Here is an 18,588-nt window from a genome sequence, read left to right as displayed (position 1 = left end):
AGGGTATCTAGTCGATCGTCCTGCTGCTGTGTAACTGAAACCTATCGTCACAAAAGATCCCTCGGAAGGAAAGACACCCCCACAAAAGTGATCAATTTGTGGCCGGAGCCAAACCTGGGAACGCCCGGCTTAAGCCAAGCCCAGGGCTTGGCGAGCCAGCGCCCGAGCCTGACCGGAATCCTCCGCCTCGCGCACCGCCTCGGCCGCGGCCTGACACTGAGCGAAAGTCACCTGCGACAACTGGGCACCAACCGCCGGAACGGCGCTGCTGGCCATCGACAAACTGGTGATTCCCATCCCGATCAGGACGCAGGCCAACAGTGGATCGGCGGCCGCCTCGCCGCAGACCCCGGCCGGAACGTCATGCTGGCGACCCGAATCGGCCGTCCACTGGATCAGTTCCAGCACGGCCGGCTGCCACGGATCCGTGTACTCCGCCAAGTGAGGCGACATCCGGTCGGCGGCCATGGTGTATTGCGTCAGGTCGTTGGTGCCAATCGAGACGAAGTCGACCACTTCGATGAACCGGTCAATCAGGATCACCGCGGCGGGGACTTCAATCATGATGCCGGCCTTGAGCCCGCGCTCACGGCACAGGCCGGCGAACCATTTGGCTTCCGGCACGGTCGAGATCATCGGGGCCATCACCCACACGTCGGTGCCCGGGTTCTTTTTGCTCGCTTCGGCAATTGCATCCAGCTGGTGGGTCAGGAGCTCCGGATTGTGGCCGGTCACGCGAATGCCGCGGACCCCCAGGGCCGGGTTGGCTTCCTCGGCCAGGGTGGCAAACGGGACTGGCTTGTCCGAGCCGGCATCGAGCGTGCGAACCACGACCTTTCCCTCGGGGAAGGCAGAGAACACCTCCCCGTAACTCCCGGCCTGCTCGGCCACGCTCGGCTCGGTCGCGGTGTCCAGGAACAACAGCTCCGTCCGGAACAAACCGATTCCCTCAGCCTGCCCGTCTGCCGCGGTCCGAGCCGTCGGCCCATCCTGCACGTTGGCCAGCAGTTGGACCGGAACCCCGTCCTGGGTTTGACCGGGTCCACGCCAGGCCCGAACCAGCTCCAGGCGAGCCGAGTCCTCCGCCACTAGGCGCTCCGCCTCCGCCGCGGGGACCCCCATGGTTACCGTGCCAACTGAGGCGTCCACCAGAACTTCGGCCCCCTCGGGAATTAATTCCAGCTCCCGGGCGGCCACAATGCAGGGAATGCCCAATTGACGGGCAATGATGGACGTGTGCGAGGTGGGGCCGCCCCCCTGGGTCACGATCGCCACATAGTCATTCCGGTCCAGCCCGGCGGTGTCGGCCGGCGACAGGTCGTCCCCCAGCAGCACAATCGGATGGTCCCGGACGGGGATTCCCGGCTCCGGGTTGCCCTGCAGGCGGGCGATGACCCGGTCGCGGACGTCCCGCAGATCCGTGGTTCGCTCTGCCATCAGGCCGCCCGCCTTCTCAAACAGAAGGACAAACTTTTCGGTCGCAGCCATGGTGGCCTGAATAGCGGGCACGCCGGTCTTGATTGCTTTGACGATTTCGCGGCGCCAACCCTTGTCTTTGGCCAGGCCCGCGGTCATGGTCAGCACTTCCGCTGCGTGCTCCTCGGCAGCTTCAGCCCGCTGCAGGAGCCGCTCGGCCACGGCAGCGGCTGCCCGATCAAAAGCCTCGATCTCCGCTTCCCGCTCATCTTCAGGTAGGTCGGGGGCTGAAGCGGGAGGAAGAGGTGGCCGCTGCGTCCAGGCGGCCGGCGCGTAGGCGATTCCGGCAACCACCGGCGTGCCATGCACAACTACCTGCTCTTGATTGATCGCTTCACTGCTCATCGGGCCACCCCATTATCTGCGTCAATTGGAATATTCGAGGCCAGCCTATCGCACCCAGCTGACAAGTCCTACCGAGATTATCGGCATTATTTGCTCTTACAATTGCACCGGCCATCCGGTCGGTGGAACCTGATGGAACCGGCGGGATCCCCCGGGAAGTTGCGTCGCTCTCAGGCAGAGATTGGTAGTCCCCAATTGGTCCTGAGCGCGGCTAGAATTAGGTCGGCTGGTACCCGACCGCCCGACCGAGAATAAAAGAGGAGCATCCCGATGGCGAAACGAACTGTAACCGTTGGATCAAAGGTGGGCTTGCACGCCCGCCCGGCCGCCCTAATTGCTGAGGCAGCTGGCGAATACGACGACGAGATCCTGCTGAGCGTGGCTGGCGACGATCCGGTGGATGCGTCCTCTGCGATGATGATCATGACCCTGGGCGCTGACTGCGGGACCGAGGTCACGGTTGAATCGGACAACGAGGAAGCTGTGGCCCAGATCGCTGACATGATCAGCGCCGATCTGGACGCCTAACTTTCGGCTCGACCGGGGCGGTTCCCCCTCTTTCCGGGGGCGACGCCCCGGTCTTTTTGCACCCAATTGCCGACTGGTCGGGAATGACTGACCACTCGACAAGATATACCCCTAGGGGTATCATGATCCGCATGGCTACTATGGAAATCACCCTGGAGAACCTCCAGGACACGGTCAACAACAACGATATTGTCTTCCTCGACTTCTGGGCGGCCTGGTGCGGCCCGTGCCGCTCTTTCGCCCCCGTCTTTGAGAAGGCCTCCGAGGCCCACCCAACGATGGTCTTCGGCAAGGTCGACACGGAGGCTCAGCAGCAACTGGCTGCAGCCTTCCGGATTACCTCCATCCCCACCCTAATGATCTTCCGCGAGGGGATCATGGTTTTCTCCCAGCCCGGCGCCCTTTCCGGCCCCCAGTTTGACCAGGTGATCAAGGCCGTCGAAGAGCTCGACATGGACGACGTTCGCCGCCAGGTGGCCGAAGCGGAAAGCTCCAAAGCATGAAGGTGATTGTCGTCGGGGGCGTAGCCGCCGGCATGAGTTTCGCCGCCCGGGCCCGGCGCTTGAATGAGGACGCCCAGATCATCGTCCTCGAACGCGGTGAGTACGTCTCTTTTGCCAACTGCGGCCTGCCCTACTTCGTGGGCGGAGAGATCACCGATCCGGACCGGCTCCTGGTCCAAACCCCACAGAAGCTTCGCAACGCCCTGAACCTGGACGTTCGGGTTCGCCACGAGGTGACGGCGGTGGACACGCAGGCACAGACGGTGACAATCCAGACTACGAGCGGCCCGACCACCGAAACCTATGACGTTCTGTTCCTCGCCCCAGGGGCCGAGGCGATGCGCCTGCCGATCCCCGGGATCGACTCGGACCGGGTCCTCACCCTCCGAACCGTCGACGATGCCCGGCAGATGCGGGCCCAGGTCGAGGCGGGAATCAAGCGGGCAGTTGTGCTCGGCGCGGGTTTCATCGGGCTGGAGGCGGCCGAAGCCCTGGCCCAGACCGGGGTGGACGTCACCGTGGTTGAGCTGGCCGACCACGTCCTGCCCCCACTGGAGGTCGAGGTGGCCCACCCGGTGCAAGACGAGTTGGGCCGGCTCGGAATCAAGACCCACCTGGGGGTGGCCGCCAGCGCGATCCGACCGGGTGCCCACTCCGACACGGTGGTCCTGGCCGATGGCACCGAACTCCAGGCCGATCTGATCTGCCTGTCAGCCGGGGTGGTCCCCGCGACCGCACCGTTTGCCGCAGCCGGAATTGAAACCGTCCGCGGGGCAATCGTGGTTGACGAGCGGGGCCGCACCTCCGCTCCGAATGTCTACGCTGCGGGCGACGCGGTTACCTCCACCGATCAGATCACCGGCGAGGTCCGCCCGGTGGCGCTGGCCGGACCCGCTAACCGGGCCGGTCGACTGATCGCCGACTTCGTCATGCGGGGCGAGGCGGCCCGGCCCCTGCCGCGACCGCTCGGAACCGCCATCGTTCGGGTCGGCCGGCTGACGGCCGCCATGACCGGGGCCAACCGCGCCGCCCTGGAGCGAAACCACATTGCCCACACCACGCTGCATCTACACCCCAACCAGCACGCGGGCTATTTCCCGGGGGCCAGCCAAATCAGCCTCGTGGTTCACATTGGGGAAGACGGGCGTCTGCTTGGGGCCCAGGCCGTCGGCGGAGAGGGAGTGGACAAGCGGATCGACGTGCTGGCCACCGCCATCCGCGCCCAACTGCACGTGGAGGACCTGATTGACCTGGACCTGTCCTACTCCCCGCCCTACGGGCAGGCGAAGGACGCGGTCAACCTGGTCGGCATGGTCGGGGCCAACGTGCTCGATGGAACGCTGCGGCTCTGGTATCCGGCCCAGTACGAGGAGGTGGCCCAAAGCAGCCTCATCCTCGACACCCGGAGCCGGGCAGAGTACGAGACCGGTTACCTGCCTGGATCTCTGAACATCCCGCACACGGAGTTGCGCGACCGGTTGGACGAAGTGCGCGGGGCCGCCAGTGGGCGTCCGGTTCGGGTGCTGTGCGCCTCCGGGGTTCGCTCCGCGATTGCGCACCGGCTGCTGACCCAGAGCGGGTTCGACTCGGCCTCGCTTTCCGGGGGGATCACCAGCCTGCGCCAGTACCTGGGAAAGCGCGCCGACACGGTGATTAAGGTGTAATAGAGTTCAGGAGTTCCGCGGGGGCGCCACGACCCCCGTCGGACCGGCCGAAAGGAACATCATGCAGGCATGCGACCCAGAGTCCCAAAAGAAGATCCTCAACCGGCTCCGCCGCGCTCAGGGGCAGCTAAACGCTGTCATCAACGCGGTTGACGCGGATTCCAGCTGTCGCGATGTCGTCACCCAGTTGGCGGCGGTGTCCCGCGCGCTGGACCGAGCCGGATTTGCCATCATCGCCACCGCCATGCGGGCATGCATGAACGAGGCGGACGAGGAGGGCGGCGACGATCGCCTCACCCCCGAAGAACTAGAGAAACTGTTTTTGACCCTCAGCTGAGTGAACAATATTAGGAGACGAACTATGTGTTACCCGGTTCCCTGCCCCGTGTGCGGCAAAACCACTTGGGACGGCTGCGGCCTGCATGTCGACGCGGTGAAGGCGCAGGTCGACCCGGCCGATTGGTGTCCCGGACACTAGCCAGCACCGATGACTGCCGGTGGGCTCCCATCCAAACGGGTGGGAGCCCACTCTAGTTTGGGGCCGGTCGCGGTGGACGAGGGGGTGGCTACCCCTCCGGCGGGTTCGCCACACACCAGGCGAAAGTTTCCCGGATCGCCCCCACCACGTCGTCGGGTTCAATCTGCAAGACCGCGCTCTGACCCGGGTCGCTGACCGCCTCGCGCGCCTGGAACCGGGCCGTGTCGGGCAGGTGGACCCCGTGTTCCACCCCGGCCGCCGCCATCTGCGCGTCCAACTGCTCGTAGCTGGGGAGGACCGCCTCGAGGGGAACCACCTGAACTGCGGCCGGGTCTTTGCCCAACGCCTCACAAGCCAACTGGTACAGCTCCAGGTAGGTGAGGCGGTAAGAGTTGATCGGGTAGCGGCCCCCGTGGGTGCCGTGCTCCATCGCGCCAACCGCGGCCTGACCGACCTGGCGCGCAGTCACCGCCGACGTCGCCCCGGGCAGCACCACCGGATGGTCCTGGGTGGCCACCTGATCCAGGATGAATTGCCACAGGGGACGCTGTCCCTCCACCAGGCCAAAAATGTAGGGCAACCGCAGCACCATCACGTCCATCCGCCCGGCCCCCTCCAGGTAGGCGACCTCTTCTTGCAGGAGGCGGGTGCGGGGATAGCCGTTGCGGGTCCGGTAGCCGAGGTCGGGCCAAAGCTCGCCAAACTCAGCGGTGTACGAGCCGAACACGACAAACTTCTTCACCTCCGCCTCGCGCGCCAAATGGGCGACCCGCTGGGTGGGCAGCACATTTTGCCGGTAGAAGAACACGTCGGCCGGGGCGGGAGGCACGGTCCGCTCGTCCGCCCCGATGGCGTAAAAGAGGGTGTCCTGCCCGGCGAACAAGTCCAGCAGTTCCCGGTCAGTCATCTGGTTGAGGTTACCCCAGTGGGCCTCGACTCCCTCCGGCACTCCGGCCTGACCGGGCTGCGGGGGCAGGGCCAGCGAGCTCACCTCGTACCCGCGGTTGAGCAGTTCCACCACGGTGTGGTGTCCCAGGAGGCCGTTGCCCCCAATTACCAGTGTCTTAGTCATGGCTCCTTTGCCCTTCCGAGTGACTTGAATTGATTAGGAGGCGGACCCCGCTATCGAGAATCGCCTCGCGAAGCTGATCGTCGGGAATGCCGTTGGATAGGTCGCCGCGAACTGGCGCCACCAGCCCAGAGAGGAAGATCCCGGCGCGCAGCTCCGGCAGCGGGCCGTCGTGCGGGTCAACCAGATGGGCCCGCAAACGCCAAAACAGGTCGGCCAGCTGCACATCGCGGGTGATGATTTCCAGCACGGCCAGGTCCTGAAACATGACCGCGTACAGGGCGCGGTTGGCCACCGCCTGGTCGGCCAACCCGGTCACCAGGAACAGTTGGCGTTCCGGTCCCGGCTCCAAGCTTTCCGCCTCCTCCACCAGGCGGGCGAACCCGTCGAAAGCAGGCTGCATCACTGCCTTCACGATGGCGTCTTTGGTCGGGTAATGATGGTAAACCGCGGCTTTGGAGACGCCCATCGCCTCGGCAATCATCTGCAGCGAGGTTCCCACGATTCCGTGGGTCGCAAACAGGTCAAGAGAGACCGCACGCAGGCGGGCGAGGGTGACACCGGGACGGGTTTTGGTCATGGACAACTCCGAGACAGGATCGCACCTAGCCAACCGGCTAGTACCTCGATGGTACGAGGGGAAATCGGCCTGGAACAGGGGCTTTGGGCCCCGGGAGGGCACGGTTGGACCCGCCCTTTACTCCGCGACAGATGCCTGATTGACCCGGTCGAGGTGGGGGCCAGCCTCGCGGGGAGCGGCCGGCTAGTGCACCGCTACTCTTCGCCGTCTCGGGCTCGAAGACGGTAGGTGTCCGCACTCAAGGTGGCGTAGCTGCGGGTGATGATCTGCTCCAGGATCGCCAGGTCGACCTGCTCCAAGTCGGTCAGGTACAGGCAGCCCACCCCTTCGCGGTGGGGGCCCAACTGATCCAGCAGGGCCCGATGCGCGCCGATCCCGTCGGGCAGGTAGATGCTGGTGGCTGCCTTTCGCGGGGCGAAAGCTCCGGCCGGCGCATCCCCCTCGCGCCCACTGGCGTACTGGTAGTGGTAGTGCCCAAAACCAATGATGGTGCCGTACAGCTCGGGCTGCTCTCCACTGATCCTGCCGTACAGCTCCAGCAGGGTGTGCGCGTCGCGCTGACGCTTGGCGGGGACCACCTGGGCCACAAACTCTGCTACCGACTCGGGCATTGATCCGACTCTCTGTTGGGGACGCTGGTTGGGCCAAAGCATAGTGGGCGGCGCCGGGTTTGGGAAGGAGTCAACAGCAGCCTGACCGGCACAGACGGACAAAACACTCCCCTTGGTACCTGCCGGGTGTGAGCCCCTGGCGGAAACACGGCGGCGGCCACCTGGTCCCCCACAGAAAGTGCAGGTCCAGGTGCCGCCGGCAGCAGCGGTGTTATCTAGGAAGGTGCGGCGCCCGTGTGGGCGAACCGATCGCGCCCGCCGCGCGGACCAACTGGCCGCACTCACCTTTTAGTTTGGTCAGCTAAAGCCGCGCCGCCTCGATCGCGGCCCGGCAGTGTCGCACTCCCTGCGCCGGACCTTCGGGATCCTTGAAGATGGCCGAGGAGAAGATCATGACATCGGGCTCTGCCTGAACCACTGGGGCCAGATTGTCCACCCTCAGGCCCCCATCCACTGCCAGTTCGCAGCGCGGATTCTTGGCTTCGATCAGATCCCGCGACCGCTTGATCAAATCGAGCGAGGACCGGCGCCACCCCCAGTTGTCCTTGCCGTCGGTCTCATCAACCCCGTGAATCACCAGTTGAAGGCGATCGATATCGTAGATGGCCTCCTCGACAAAGCTCAGCGGCGTGTAGCAACCAATTGTCAGACCCAACTTCATGTCGAGTTCACGGCAGTAGTTGATCAGGTACGCCAACGGGGCACCGATGAAATGCTCCGCCGGCACAATCAGCATCTGTGCCCCCGCCGCGGCAATGTTCTCCACGAAGATACGGTCGCATTCTCTGGTGTAGAAGTGGACTTCGATGGGCAGATCGGTGTGGGGCCGAATCCCGGCCACCACCTGGTGACCCCCCATCAGCTGCATGTTCTTGAGGTCATGCATGTCGGCGGCGTCGGAGTGAATGTAGTCAGCCCCGCCAGCCGTTGCTTCTGAGACAATGTCGGCCAGGTGCCCGTAATCAATGTGGGCAAGACCGGCGGCAATTTTGATTTCTCGCATCTTTTTCTCCTAGTTAATCGATGCCCAGTAGGCTCTTGATGTTGCTTGTCAGTTGAATAACCCTGGGCCCGTAGATGACCTGCAGGTAGTTGCCCTGAGAGACCAGCCCCAAAGCCTCGTACTGCGTTTTCCAGGTGCGTTCATCCACCACTTTCGATGGATCGGTAACCGTCACGCGGAGTCTGGAGGCACAGCAGCTGACCTCCTCGATGTTGGTGGGACCGCCCAGAGCTTCGACTATCCGGTCTTCCAGCTTTTCCTTCTCCTGGACGGCCACTTTGGTCGCAACTCCGGCTGAGGTATCTGGCGACGCTACCTCCGGCTCGTCGGACGGGTCCGCGCTGCTTTCACCCGGGGGTGGCTCCGAGACTTCGGCGGTGCCGGGAGCCCTGGAGGTCGGTGCTTCCGAGCCGTATTTGGCTCGGACCTGCTCCTTGGTAGCGAAGCCAATTTCCTCCTCGTCCTCTCCTCGACCAGGAGTTTTCAGGTTGAACTTCGTAATCAGGAACTTAAAGATGAAGTAGTACAGGGCAAAGTAGACGGGGATGAGAATCAGCAACGGCCATGCATGAACCTTTTGGGGTTGGAGCAAGTTGGGGATCATGAACAGGCCCCCCTGGCCCAAAATGGAGACATTCAGTACCTCCATCAACACGTACGCCAACCCGGCCAAAGGCGCGTAAACCAGGTAATAAACCAGTGGGGCAATGAAGACGAAAGTGAACTCAAACGGCTCAGTTACCCCGACCACCACGGCTGTCAGTACTGCCGGAATCAGCAGCGCAGCCACTTTCTTCCGATTCTTGGGGAAGGCGGTCCGATACATGGCCAGCGCCATCCCCGGAATGCCTCCAAACATGAACAGCAAACGGCCGGTCGTGAAGTTCCGGGTGATGTACCCGGTGGCATCCGCACTGGCTGATTGCCCGGCCATAATGTTGCGAACACCCTCGAAGGTCTGCCCATCGATTTCCATGGTGCCGCCAACCTGGGTGTACTCAATCGGGAATGCAATCAGGTGATGGAGGCCCAACGGCAGGAGCATCTTGTCCAAAGTGCCGAACGCGAACGTACCGAATAATCCGGAAGCCGTGATGAATCTCGTAATGCCCTGCAGCCCGGCTGCGACCCCCGGCCAGATGTAGAAGAACGCAATGCCGAGGACAACTGCCGCCACCATCGATCCGAGGATGCCCAGCCGAGGACCGGCAAAGAACGACAGCATAGTTGGAACTTTGACGCCGATAAGGCGATTGTGCACGAAGGCAGCGGCCAAGCCGGCAATTAGTCCGGTAAAGAGGCCCGCATTGACGGTAAAGATTCCCAGCAACTGCGTCCAAAGTGCGTTGTACTCCAGCGCTTGCGTCGGGCTCATCCCGGTCGACACCAGGTAGTCCACTTCGGTGGATTCGGCAGTAATGCCCTGGGACGCCGCCCAGGCGGAAATAACCGTGTGCAGGCTAAAGAAGACCACCAGTCCGTTGAGCGCGGCCCAGCCTTTCTCTTTCTTGGCCAGGGTGAAGGCGATACCGACCGCAAACCACATGGGAAGCGTGTTCATGATCATGAAGCCGATCTGTACGAACACGTCGGCAATGCGCCAGGGGATGGTTCCTTCCTGCAAAATGTAGTTGGTGAAAGCCGCCCCGACGCCAACGAAGAGGCCCACCGCGACCAATAGGATAATTGGCACCATCATGGCGCCAGCGAACTGCTGCAACTTTCCTTGTATTCGTGTTCTCATGTCACTTCCTTGTGCGTTACGGGATGGATTGAGCTAGAGAGGTTTGATGATTGGCTTCAGGTAGAGAGCCAAGTGAAGACGTTCTTCGTCGGTCAGTTCTGCCTGCCATTTGAGCTTGAGCTGACGCTCAACTCGGTCGACCTGGTCCATCACGGCGGGATGGCGGCGGCGGTAGTCAGAGAGGAGCTCGCCGACATCCTCAGTCAAAGCTTCCTGATTCATCAGCCGCTGGAACAAGAGCCGAGCATGTCGCACCAGGCGGGCTCGAGCCTTCGGCTCCGCTTCGGGGTTCAGCTGATCCAGGTACGAGGTGAACCAGTCCAGGAAGTTCGATAGCCGAGCCAGGGCCGGCATGTCCGGCCTCAGCTGGGAGGCATTCACCAGATGGAGGGTGATGCTAACGGCCTCCTCTTGGGGCAACTGGATCCCGGTATGGCGCGCAATAGTCGACAACGCGTCCACCGAGACGGCATATTCCTCCGGGTAGAGATCCTGCACTTCCCACCCAAGAGCCGGAGTGACCGGACTGCCCGACTTGGCTCTCTCAAGCACGAACGCCAGGTGATCTGTGAGGGCAACATAGATGTACCTGTCCAACGTGCACTCGAGGCGGCGCTCGGCCTCCTGAACAATCTCTTCGGTAACTTGGAGACGCTCAGGTGTCAGAAAACTCAGAGTCTGCAGGTAGTCGGGACTGCCCGAATACGAGAGCGGAACAAACACTCGATCCGCGTCCCTCGGGTCCAGTTGGTCTCCGGCCCGGCGGCCATAGCCAATCCCTTTACCCAATAGAAGCCACTCATGACCAGTGCCGTCAGTCACCAGGACCACGCTGGAGTTCAGAGACTTCACCACTCTCACATGCCTGCTTGCGGGATCAGCCATGCTAGCGGTCCGTTCGCCTCGCCGATGCAACTGCCTGCCCGGCCACAACCTCACCCAGCGTTGCCAAGTCGAAATCGCTGACGGTCTCAGCCCCGTTGATCAGGCACACCAGGACCGGGGTCTGATATCCGGCCGCTCGGATGGCAGCAAAGTCACACCGAGCAATTGGGTCTCCCGGCTGGACTTCTTGCCCCTCGCTCACCAGCAGCTGAAAGTGTTTGCCGTTGAGCTTGACTGTCTCCAGTCCAAGGTGGACCAGAATTTGGCTCCCCTGAGGATCGGTCAGGTAGACAGCGTGGCTGGTATCCGCCACGCTCGTGATGGTCCCACCTGCTGGGGCCACCACTTCATCATCTTTTGGCAACACAGCAAAACCTGGACCCAGAATTGATTGGGAAAACACCGGATCAGGCACCTCGCTCATCTCAATTGCCGTGCCGGTCACGGGCGAGACCAAGTGGATGTTCTCCTGCTCTTCCCTGCGTTTCCTGGCAAAAAGTCGCATGGTTCCTCCATTGGAAATGGGCAACAAAAAAGGATCTGCTGTCGCGCAATGCTTTTGCACTACACGCCACCAGATCCTGCCTGCCGAACAGTCACATGTCTGTCTTGGTGTCTAAACGTAGGGGAGGTCACAGAGCCTGTCAAGTACTAATCCAAAAGTTCTCCATATTTGCCCGAATCTCCTGTCCTCCTTTTCAGCCGCGATCGGCCTTGGACCTGCCCGAACGACTAAATCAGCTCAAGGCTCAGGTGACCGATAATCCTCGACCGGCCAGAGACATTCACCAGTGGGCATTCAACCACTATCGCTCCCACCGCCACGCCCGGAAGTGCCTCCTCCGAGGCAAAGAGTGCGGGCCAGTGCCGGATCACAATGTGTCGGCACTGGCCCTTGCGAGCACTCTCCCCTACTCGACGTTTTCAGGCTCAGGCAGCTCGTGCGGCTTGTACTTGGGCAGTCGGCTGGCCGGAATGATAGCCAACGCGCTCACGGCTGCCAAGATCAGCAGCCCACTGCGCAGTGCTGACAGGCGGGCCCCCTCGTTCAGTTCGATGGCAGCCTCCACCTGAGCCTCGGTCGCATCCGTTTCGGCCAACACTTCGGCCAGGCGATCGTTGGACACGAAGTTGGTGTTGTCCAGATCCACCTGGGTGACCAGGTCCTCCGGCAGGTCAACCGAGGTGGCCAGCGAAGTGGTGATGTTGACCGAGAGGATTCCAACCAGCAGGGCGCCGGCAATGGCGGTGCCAACCGCGGAGGCCAGGTTCTGGGTCGTGCCGCGAACCGAACCAACATCGCCCGCCAGTTCCTTGGGAGCGGAGGTCACCAGCACGTTGAACACCAGCGTGACCAGCGCCCCCTGCCCAACTCCGAACACGAACAGGCCCAGGATGGTCGGCAGAGTCTCCCAGTTGTTCGTCACCACGAAGGAGAGCCAGATCAGCGCCACCGTGGTCAGTGTGAACGAGAACATCCCGATCTGGCGCGGGGTGAAGCGCCGGTAGGTGCGCACCACCAGAATCGCGGTGAAGAACACCGTCAGGTTGAAGGGAAGCATGGCCAACGAGGTGTCAAAGGGCGTCCGGCCCTGAACAATCTGAATGTAAAGCGGGACGGTGAAGTTGAGCGCCGCTTCCAGCGCCACCACGATGAACATGGCGTAGACGGCAGCCCGCTCACGCGAGGAACGGAACACCTGCAAACTGACCAGGGGAACCTGCCCGCGAGCGGTGCGCCGCCTCGTCCACAGGAAGAAGGCCTGGACCAGGATCACGCCCAACACGATCAGGATTGGTGCGGGTGAGAGTCCCCCAATTTCGAAGGGAGCGGACGGGCGAGCGCGCAGCAGGCCCCAACCGTTGAGGTTGTTGACCCCCAATGTTAGCGCCATGATTCCCAGACCAATCAGGAACGCACCGACCACATCGATGACGACAGAGCGGTCCCCGTGGTCCGACCGGAGCCGGAAGCTGAACAGGAACACCACCACCGCGAGTCCCAGCACAATCATGAAGACGGGACGCCAACCGACGACAGTGGCCAGGGTGCCGCCGATCAGGAATGCGCTCACACCCGAGAAAGCCCGGGCCGAACCGAGCGAACCAATGGCCGTTGCCTGCTGGTCACCGCGGTAATTTTCCGCAATCAGGGCCACCAGCGAGGGGACGATGATGGCGGCCGAAGCACCCGCCAGCGCCTGAGCCAAGATCACCCAGGTGACGGTCGGAGCCAGAATCATCATCAAGGCCGAGCCGGCAAAGATGGCCACGACGATGCGGAACACCAGCACCCAGCCGACCCGTTGCCCAATCTTGGCGCCAACCATCACCAGCGCCGCCACCACTAGCCCGTACATGACGATGGCGGTGGACACGTCGGTTGGGGGCACGCCAAAGTCGTTCACCATGCCGCCCAGGGATACGGGAAGCGCGGCGACATTGAATGACATCAGCACCTGGGCGAAGAACAGGCCGATCATCGGCACCCAGGAGGCGCGTTCGACTGCCTGTGTTGGGGACGTTGTGCTCATAATCAGGCACCTTCCGGTCGGGGGTTGGAAGCAAAAATGTTCAGGCCGAGGGAGCGGGACAGGTAGGCGGTGGCAATCTGGCCGCGAACGCTGTTGCCAGCTGAGTCCAGTGCCGGACCGTAACAACCGATCCCACCTTTTCCGGGGGCCACGGTGACCAGGCCGCCCGCGACCCCGGACTTGCCGGGAAGACCAATGTCGAACAGCCACAGTCCCGAGTTCTCATACAGGCCCGAGGCGGCCATCACCGCCAAGGTATCGCGGGCCACTTCGGCGGAGACCACCCGCTGTTTCGTGATCGGGTTGACCCCACCATCGGCAAGGGTGGCCCCCATGACTGCCAGATCAGCGGCGGTGACCTGGACCGAACACTGCCGGGTGTAGACCTCCACCACCTGGTCGGGATCCCCATCGAGGCGGTCATAGCTTTGCAGGAGGCGGGCAATGGCCATGTTCCGCTGATTGGTGGCCATCTCTGACTGGAAGACTTCCTCGTCCACGGTCAGTTGGTGGCCGGCAAAACCGCTCAGGCCGGCCAGGATGAACTCCCACTGGGAGGTGGGGTTGTCACCGGGAACCAGGGAGGTGGTCGACAGCGCCCCCGCGTTGACCATTGGGTTCATCGGATGCCCGTGATTCAGCTCCAGCGCTATCACCGAGTTAAATGGGAGGCCCGTATTGTTGACCCCGACCAGCTCAAGAGCCCGCTCGTGACCGAGGCGTTCACACACCAACGCGTAGACAAATGCCTTCGAGATAGATTGAATCGTGAAACTGGCTCCACTTCCCTGCTGCTGGTAGGAGTTGCCCTCCACATCGACCACAACCAGGTCAAACGCTTCGTGGTCGGCGCGGGCCAAAGCGGGGATATAGTCGGCGACCTGCCCCTCGTGGTGTTCCAGGGCGCGCTCGTAGGCTCCCCGCAGGGCTGCCATAATCTCACCTTCAGGTGGGATTAATCCGGTCGCGGCCTGTTGGCGCACATCTGAGACGTCTAAATCCATCACAACCTCCTCAAAAATGGTGCTGGAGAGCGATGATAAGTTCCACCTGCAAAGTGAAGTGGTCAGCGCCTACGGGGAGTATACGCTGGACTTAAGGCCCGTTCTAGGCGAAAAAGTCCATCTGGTTTGCAAATCAACTAAGGTGCATACCGCGGCCCGGTGGATCGGTTAACCGTAAGTTTCTACCGTCGACGAAATGCGACAAAAAGACGGGCCGGGGCAGATCCGATTTAGGCCTGCCTCGGCCCGTCAACCCGCTATCTCACCGACTATCGCCCAGTCCTGAACGTCGCGATGGTGGAGGCGGGAATCGGTTGCGCCACCGCACCTGGGAGGCGCTCACCCGCGAGGTTCACCGGCTCCCACTCGCGGTCAGTATCTAGGCGTAGCTCTTGGTCCTGGTAGTCGTAATTCACGAAGCGAGCTTCCCACCCGGCGTCAACTCGCCGAAGCGAGGTGAGCGGGACCCGGCCGGAAGTAGCCACGGTCACGGCCGGCTCCGGCACCTCGGAGCTGGTTCCGACCGGGGCCTGCCCACGGATGGCCAGCGGGCGGAGGCGGAATAGATCCGCGTGGCGGGCTGCCTCCGCTTCCTCCCAACCGTGGGGCGAAGGCAGGATTGCGAACCTGGTGACAACTGTGGTGTCTAGATACTGCGCACCCGGAACCGGGATCTCAGAACCAGCAGGCTCATCCCTTAGCGGGTGAACGTTCACACTCATCATTCCGACCGAGCGAACGAGGGTGAGGGCCAGGTCGTCCCCCGGATCGGTCACTTCGTACTCGGTCAGCTTGTCCAGCAGAACGGTGGTTTGGCCGGCGTGGGCGAAAACGGTTGCGGGGAATGTTGGAAGTGGGAACTCCCCCCAGCCGCCCTCACCGGTCCGGCCGCGAGTGGTCACGCCGTACTGGCCGGCACTGGCAGAGGAGGTGAGAGCGCTCACCCCGGTGGGCACCAGAACCCGGAGTCGATGATCCCGAGCTCGGTTGGTGAGAGAGATTTCCACCCGGACAAAGTCCTCGGTGTCCCGCAACTCAACCACCGTGGAAACCAGTTGCTCCACTAGTTCTGGTAGGCGCCGATCTCGGTCAGCCGAATCCACCCCAACCGGAATCTGATAGGTCCGGTCGATCCGCACCCGTCCACGCAGTGGGCCGGCTTCGAGCACGCTCACATTGACCGACGTCGGCCGGTCGACTGGATGGTCGCCTGCCAAAGGCCCAAAGTTGTAGGAATCGCCGCGATCACCCTCATCGGTCAGACGGAGGGCCCGCTCCACGAGGTAGCCTTCTGACCGCACATCAACGGTGCCATCCTCATTGATTGTGACCTGAACCTGGGCGTTAGACAATCCCGTAGCGCTGGCCCGGACGCTGCCTCCCCCGGCAGTGGTGCTGGCCAGATTGACCCCTAGTCCGCCAGTGGGAACCTGAACCAGAATGCGGTGGCGCGGCTCGGCCACGGTCAACACGTGCCAGTCCCCTTCGGGGGCAGACTCCAACTCACGGGTGAACTGAGCCAGGTCGAACGGGCCGACCGCTACTTCACCCACATCAAAGCGGAGCTCATGCTCACCCCAGGTGTAGCCGTTGATCTGCTGGCCAAATAGTTCACGACCGTGGATTCGACGTAGGAGTTTGACCAGGTCGGCGCGGGCCATCACCTCGTCTCCCAACACGGTTGGCAACTCGGCCAACTGTTGGGCGCCGGGCGGAATCTCCCGGCCCACTACCAGTTCCACCTGGGACATCCGTGCAAAGGACGACGGGTTGACCACCAGGTAGTCGTCCGCACTGACACCGGAGGCGGCCCGCTTCAACACCGCTTCGGTCACCCCCCGGGCCAGGTGCGAAGCAGTGTGCAGCCGAGTTTCCACCTGCTCGGCCGTGGAGTCGACGCCGCAGCCTGTGACGGAATCGTGGGCCGTCGATTCGACAATCCGGTACCAGGCGGTTTCAAAGAACCGCTGGTGGTCGGCGCCTGGGAACAGGGCGTCCAGCCGTTCTGCCACGTTGACCGCGCGCTCAGCGTCAGCCATCGACTGCTTGAGGTTGGTCCGGATCGAGAAGACCCCGGGCAGTAGGTTTCCCCGGGCGTGTGAACGAAGCTCACCGGTAACCTCGGGGAGATTGCGAGCGCTCACACTCTCCACGTACTCCGCCACCGTGGCGATCTTGAACCTGGGTGCCCGCGGATCCTTGGCCGCAGCTTCGATCCGTTCCACCAAATCGGCCAGTGGCGCCGTATGGTCCGAACCCAGCATCGCTAACACGGGGTCCCCGTCGTACCAGGAGGCATTTCGACGGGCGTACTCCGATGCCAGCTCGGGAAGTTGCCCTGGGAGCGCAAACAAATCTAGCCCGTTACCGTACCCGTCATACAGGTACTCGCAGCGCACCCCCTGCCCGTTGAGGGCTTTCCAGGTGAAGGCGTGGAACCGAACTGCGTCGGGCGCCCCCCGCCACAGCGCCGTGTCTTCCAGGCCAAACCCGGCCAGGATCTGCGGCGTCTGGGCCGCGTGACCAAACATGTCGGGCAGGTAGCCTAGCCGCATTTCCGGGCCCAACTTCCTGGACGAGCTCAACCCCAACTCCAGGTTTCGGATGATGGTTTCCCCATCGCAGCAGAACTCATCGAGCAGGATCAGGAACGGACCGATGGCCAACTGTCCGTCGGTCACCAGTCGCCGCACCCGGGCAGTGTTTTCGGGGCGCATCTCCAAATAGTCGTTGATGGCGGCCGCCTGCCCGTCGAGAGTAAAGCGATAGCTGGGTTCGCGCTCAAGCAAGTCCAGCAGCCCATCGATCATGTGCACCAAACGCAGGCGAAACACGTCGTGGGGCTCATACCATTCGCGGTCCCAGTGAGTGTGGGGCACAACGACAATTTCATCAGGAACAGAGGTCATGGTTATCTTTCAGTTACGCGCTCAGGGCGACAATCTTTCGGTCCGGCAACAGCAAAGAGTAGGGGCCGCGATCCAGCGGGGCCGCAAAAGCTTGCTCCTCTTCATCAACCACAGTTCGGTTGCCAAGGAAGTCGACAAACACTAGCCCTTGGGCTCGCAGCGCCAGCAGGGTGGAATCATCCTGGCGCAGCAGGATCGGACAGTCGGTCAGCCGCGGCGTGATCACCCCGTCGGCTAGAGTGACCGAACCGGTGATCGCGGTTCGACCGGCCCGCACCGCCTCCAGAATGGCTTCGAGAGTGTTTTCGGTGGCGGCCACCCACGTGGTTGGGGTGCCGGGCCTGGGCGGTTGACCAAGGTTGTGGAAATCGGTGCCCCCCAGGAGGGTGACTCTCCGGTCGCGTCCGGCCAGCCAGGCGAAGATCCCGGTCCCACACAGGTCTCGGTACCAGGTTGAATGCCACAGCTCTACTGCCTTCGGGGTTCGTGTTAGCGGCACCATCCAGGCGCAGTCGGCATCGATCGGGTGGTTTAGCGACAGGATCCCGCCGCGCGCTTCCACCTCGTCCACCCATCGATCCGGATGCTCCCGAAAGTCGATCCACCCAATGTCGCCAAAAGCGTTGGCGTGACCGCGATGAGTGGTCACCTCTTGGCCCGGCACCAGGGTGATGCCATAGTCCCGACCGATCTGCGGAAGGAACGGATGGTGGCTGACCGTGTTGTGGTCTGTGACCGCTAAAAAGTCGAGGCCGCTTTCCACTCCGAGGGCCGCCAGTTCCTCGATAGTAAGTTTTCCATCCGAATGTAGCGTGTGATTGTGGAAATCACCGGCAAACCAGGTCAGGCCGGGGGGCGCGGGCAGTTCCGGGCGCGGCGAGCGGGTTGGCACCGCCGGTGCCGGCGTGGGTTCGGGCAGGTCAACCTCCGAGGGAACGCTAACTTCCACCCGAATCTGCGCCGCACCCGAGGGCAGGTTATGCAGGCCCAGAATGACTGCCCACTCCCCTGCTTCCAGAGGTCCCGGGACGTAGCCGGGGGTGGCCGCCTCCGCCGTGATGGTGAACTCTGTTCGAGCCCCACCCGACCAACCGCGCCAGCCGTCGGCCCCCTCGCACCCCAGGTCAACCACCCCGTCGGTGACGCTAATCCTTACCCCAACCGAGGGTGCCCCCGGAGGAACCGTGAAGGGCACTCGGTGGTATCGATCCTGCGCTTGCAGACGCAGGTCGGCCTGTACCGTGGTCACCAGCAT

The 18,588-nt window shown here is 62.8% G+C and carries 16 protein-coding genes; 4 read left to right on the top strand and 12 right to left on the bottom strand.

The window, feature by feature from the left end; translation table 11 throughout:
• Nucleotides 1-129: 129 nt before the first annotated feature.
• Entirely contained in the window at nucleotides 130-1,821 is a 1,692-nt protein-coding gene (locus SAC06_RS02010; RefSeq protein ID WP_350258547.1) for a phosphoenolpyruvate--protein phosphotransferase, read from the bottom strand.
• 270 nt (nucleotides 1,822-2,091) lie between these two features.
• On the opposite strand from SAC06_RS02010, the gene SAC06_RS02005 reads away from it, so the two are divergent.
• The 4 genes from SAC06_RS02005 to SAC06_RS01990 all read left to right on the top strand — a co-directional run bounded on the left by SAC06_RS02005 (nucleotide 2,092) and on the right by SAC06_RS01990 (nucleotide 4,853).
• On the top strand, nucleotides 2,092-2,349 hold the full coding sequence (locus SAC06_RS02005; protein ID WP_350258546.1) for an HPr family phosphocarrier protein: 258 nt from the start codon (nucleotides 2,092-2,094) through the stop codon (nucleotides 2,347-2,349).
• A gap of 131 nt (nucleotides 2,350-2,480) precedes the next feature.
• A complete protein-coding gene (gene trxA / locus SAC06_RS02000; RefSeq protein WP_350258545.1) occupies nucleotides 2,481-2,852 on the top strand; it encodes a thioredoxin in 372 nt (123 codons plus the stop codon).
• Entirely contained in the window at nucleotides 2,849-4,516 is a 1,668-nt protein-coding gene (locus tag SAC06_RS01995; protein WP_350258544.1) for an FAD-dependent oxidoreductase, read from the top strand. Before trxA ends, SAC06_RS01995 begins: the two co-directional genes overlap by 4 nt.
• Nucleotides 4,517-4,577: 61 nt before the next feature.
• A complete protein-coding gene (locus SAC06_RS01990) occupies nucleotides 4,578-4,853 on the top strand; it encodes a metal-sensitive transcriptional regulator (protein ID WP_350258543.1) in 276 nt (91 codons plus the stop codon).
• A 229-nt stretch (nucleotides 4,854-5,082) separates the two neighbouring features.
• Here SAC06_RS01990 and SAC06_RS01985 read toward each other — a convergent pair whose 3' ends face one another.
• The 11 genes from SAC06_RS01985 to SAC06_RS01935 all read right to left on the bottom strand — a co-directional run bounded on the left by SAC06_RS01985 (nucleotide 5,083) and on the right by SAC06_RS01935 (nucleotide 18,588).
• On the bottom strand, nucleotides 5,083-6,066 hold the full coding sequence (locus SAC06_RS01985) for an NAD-dependent epimerase/dehydratase family protein (protein WP_350258542.1): 984 nt from the start codon (nucleotides 6,064-6,066) through the stop codon (nucleotides 5,083-5,085).
• Nucleotides 6,059-6,643 (bottom strand): TetR/AcrR family transcriptional regulator, encoded by a 585-nt coding sequence (locus SAC06_RS01980; protein WP_350258541.1) that lies wholly within the window; start codon nucleotides 6,641-6,643, stop codon nucleotides 6,059-6,061. The genes SAC06_RS01985 and SAC06_RS01980 overlap by 8 nt, the downstream gene beginning before the upstream one ends.
• A gap of 194 nt (nucleotides 6,644-6,837) precedes the next feature.
• Nucleotides 6,838-7,254, bottom strand: coding sequence for a DUF1801 domain-containing protein (locus SAC06_RS01975; RefSeq protein WP_350258540.1), 417 nt, complete (start codon nucleotides 7,252-7,254; stop codon nucleotides 6,838-6,840).
• Nucleotides 7,255-7,555: 301 nt separating this feature from the next.
• Nucleotides 7,556-8,257 (bottom strand): pentose-5-phosphate 3-epimerase, encoded by a 702-nt coding sequence (locus SAC06_RS01970; RefSeq protein WP_350258539.1) that lies wholly within the window; start codon nucleotides 8,255-8,257, stop codon nucleotides 7,556-7,558.
• A gap of 13 nt (nucleotides 8,258-8,270) precedes the next feature.
• Nucleotides 8,271-10,001: a PTS transporter subunit EIIC gene (locus tag SAC06_RS01965; RefSeq protein ID WP_350258538.1), complete on the bottom strand. Its 1,731-nt coding sequence runs from the start codon at nucleotides 9,999-10,001 to the stop codon at nucleotides 8,271-8,273.
• Between the two features lie 33 nt (nucleotides 10,002-10,034).
• Nucleotides 10,035-10,856 (bottom strand): PRD domain-containing protein, encoded by an 822-nt coding sequence (locus SAC06_RS01960; protein ID WP_350258537.1) that lies wholly within the window; start codon nucleotides 10,854-10,856, stop codon nucleotides 10,035-10,037.
• 31 nt (nucleotides 10,857-10,887) lie between these two features.
• Nucleotides 10,888-11,391, bottom strand: coding sequence for a PTS glucose transporter subunit IIA (locus SAC06_RS01955; protein WP_350258536.1), 504 nt, complete (start codon nucleotides 11,389-11,391; stop codon nucleotides 10,888-10,890).
• 406 nt (nucleotides 11,392-11,797) lie between these two features.
• Entirely contained in the window at nucleotides 11,798-13,420 is a 1,623-nt protein-coding gene (locus SAC06_RS01950; protein WP_350258535.1) for an MFS transporter, read from the bottom strand.
• Between the two features lie 2 nt (nucleotides 13,421-13,422).
• On the bottom strand, nucleotides 13,423-14,424 hold the full coding sequence (gene glsA / locus SAC06_RS01945; RefSeq protein WP_350258534.1) for a glutaminase A: 1,002 nt from the start codon (nucleotides 14,422-14,424) through the stop codon (nucleotides 13,423-13,425).
• Between the two features lie 269 nt (nucleotides 14,425-14,693).
• Nucleotides 14,694-17,333 (bottom strand): glycoside hydrolase family 38 C-terminal domain-containing protein, encoded by a 2,640-nt coding sequence (locus tag SAC06_RS01940; RefSeq protein ID WP_350258533.1) that lies wholly within the window; start codon nucleotides 17,331-17,333, stop codon nucleotides 14,694-14,696.
• A gap of 13 nt (nucleotides 17,334-17,346) precedes the next feature.
• Nucleotides 17,347-18,588, bottom strand: a complete 1,242-nt coding sequence (locus SAC06_RS01935) for a CehA/McbA family metallohydrolase (protein WP_350258532.1) — start codon at nucleotides 18,586-18,588, stop codon at nucleotides 17,347-17,349.

The sequence above is a fragment of the Scrofimicrobium sp. R131 genome (genome assembly GCF_040256745.1).
GTDB classification, from domain to species: Bacteria; Actinomycetota; Actinomycetes; order Actinomycetales; family Actinomycetaceae; genus Scrofimicrobium; species Scrofimicrobium appendicitidis.
The sequence above is the reverse complement of the archived record's forward strand: the minus strand, read 5'-3'. Positions and strand labels throughout refer to the sequence as shown.

Bases quoted from the DNA above. Each gene is read 5' to 3' on its own strand.
- SAC06_RS01995 (WP_350258544.1), top strand. From the start codon at position 2,849: ATGAAGGTGATTGTCGTCGGGGGCGTAGCCGCCGGCATGAGTTTCGCC.
- SAC06_RS01935 (WP_350258532.1), bottom strand. From the start codon at position 18,588: ATGCTGGTGACCACGGTACAGGCCGACCTGCGTCTGCAAGCGCAGGAT.
- SAC06_RS01980 (WP_350258541.1), bottom strand. From the start codon at position 6,643: ATGACCAAAACCCGTCCCGGTGTCACCCTCGCCCGCCTGCGTGCGGTC.
- SAC06_RS02010 (WP_350258547.1), bottom strand. From the start codon at position 1,821: ATGAGCAGTGAAGCGATCAATCAAGAGCAGGTAGTTGTGCATGGCACG.
- trxA (WP_350258545.1), top strand. From the start codon at position 2,481: ATGGCTACTATGGAAATCACCCTGGAGAACCTCCAGGACACGGTCAAC.
- SAC06_RS01970 (WP_350258539.1), bottom strand. From the start codon at position 8,257: ATGCGAGAAATCAAAATTGCCGCCGGTCTTGCCCACATTGATTACGGG.
- SAC06_RS01955 (WP_350258536.1), bottom strand. From the start codon at position 11,391: ATGCGACTTTTTGCCAGGAAACGCAGGGAAGAGCAGGAGAACATCCAC.
- SAC06_RS01975 (WP_350258540.1), bottom strand. From the start codon at position 7,254: ATGCCCGAGTCGGTAGCAGAGTTTGTGGCCCAGGTGGTCCCCGCCAAG.
- SAC06_RS01985 (WP_350258542.1), bottom strand. From the start codon at position 6,066: ATGACTAAGACACTGGTAATTGGGGGCAACGGCCTCCTGGGACACCAC.
- SAC06_RS01950 (WP_350258535.1), bottom strand. From the start codon at position 13,420: ATGAGCACAACGTCCCCAACACAGGCAGTCGAACGCGCCTCCTGGGTG.
- SAC06_RS01965 (WP_350258538.1), bottom strand. From the start codon at position 10,001: ATGAGAACACGAATACAAGGAAAGTTGCAGCAGTTCGCTGGCGCCATG.
- SAC06_RS01940 (WP_350258533.1), bottom strand. From the start codon at position 17,333: ATGACCTCTGTTCCTGATGAAATTGTCGTTGTGCCCCACACTCACTGG.
- SAC06_RS01990 (WP_350258543.1), top strand. From the start codon at position 4,578: ATGCAGGCATGCGACCCAGAGTCCCAAAAGAAGATCCTCAACCGGCTC.
- glsA (WP_350258534.1), bottom strand. From the start codon at position 14,424: ATGGATTTAGACGTCTCAGATGTGCGCCAACAGGCCGCGACCGGATTA.
- SAC06_RS02005 (WP_350258546.1), top strand. From the start codon at position 2,092: ATGGCGAAACGAACTGTAACCGTTGGATCAAAGGTGGGCTTGCACGCC.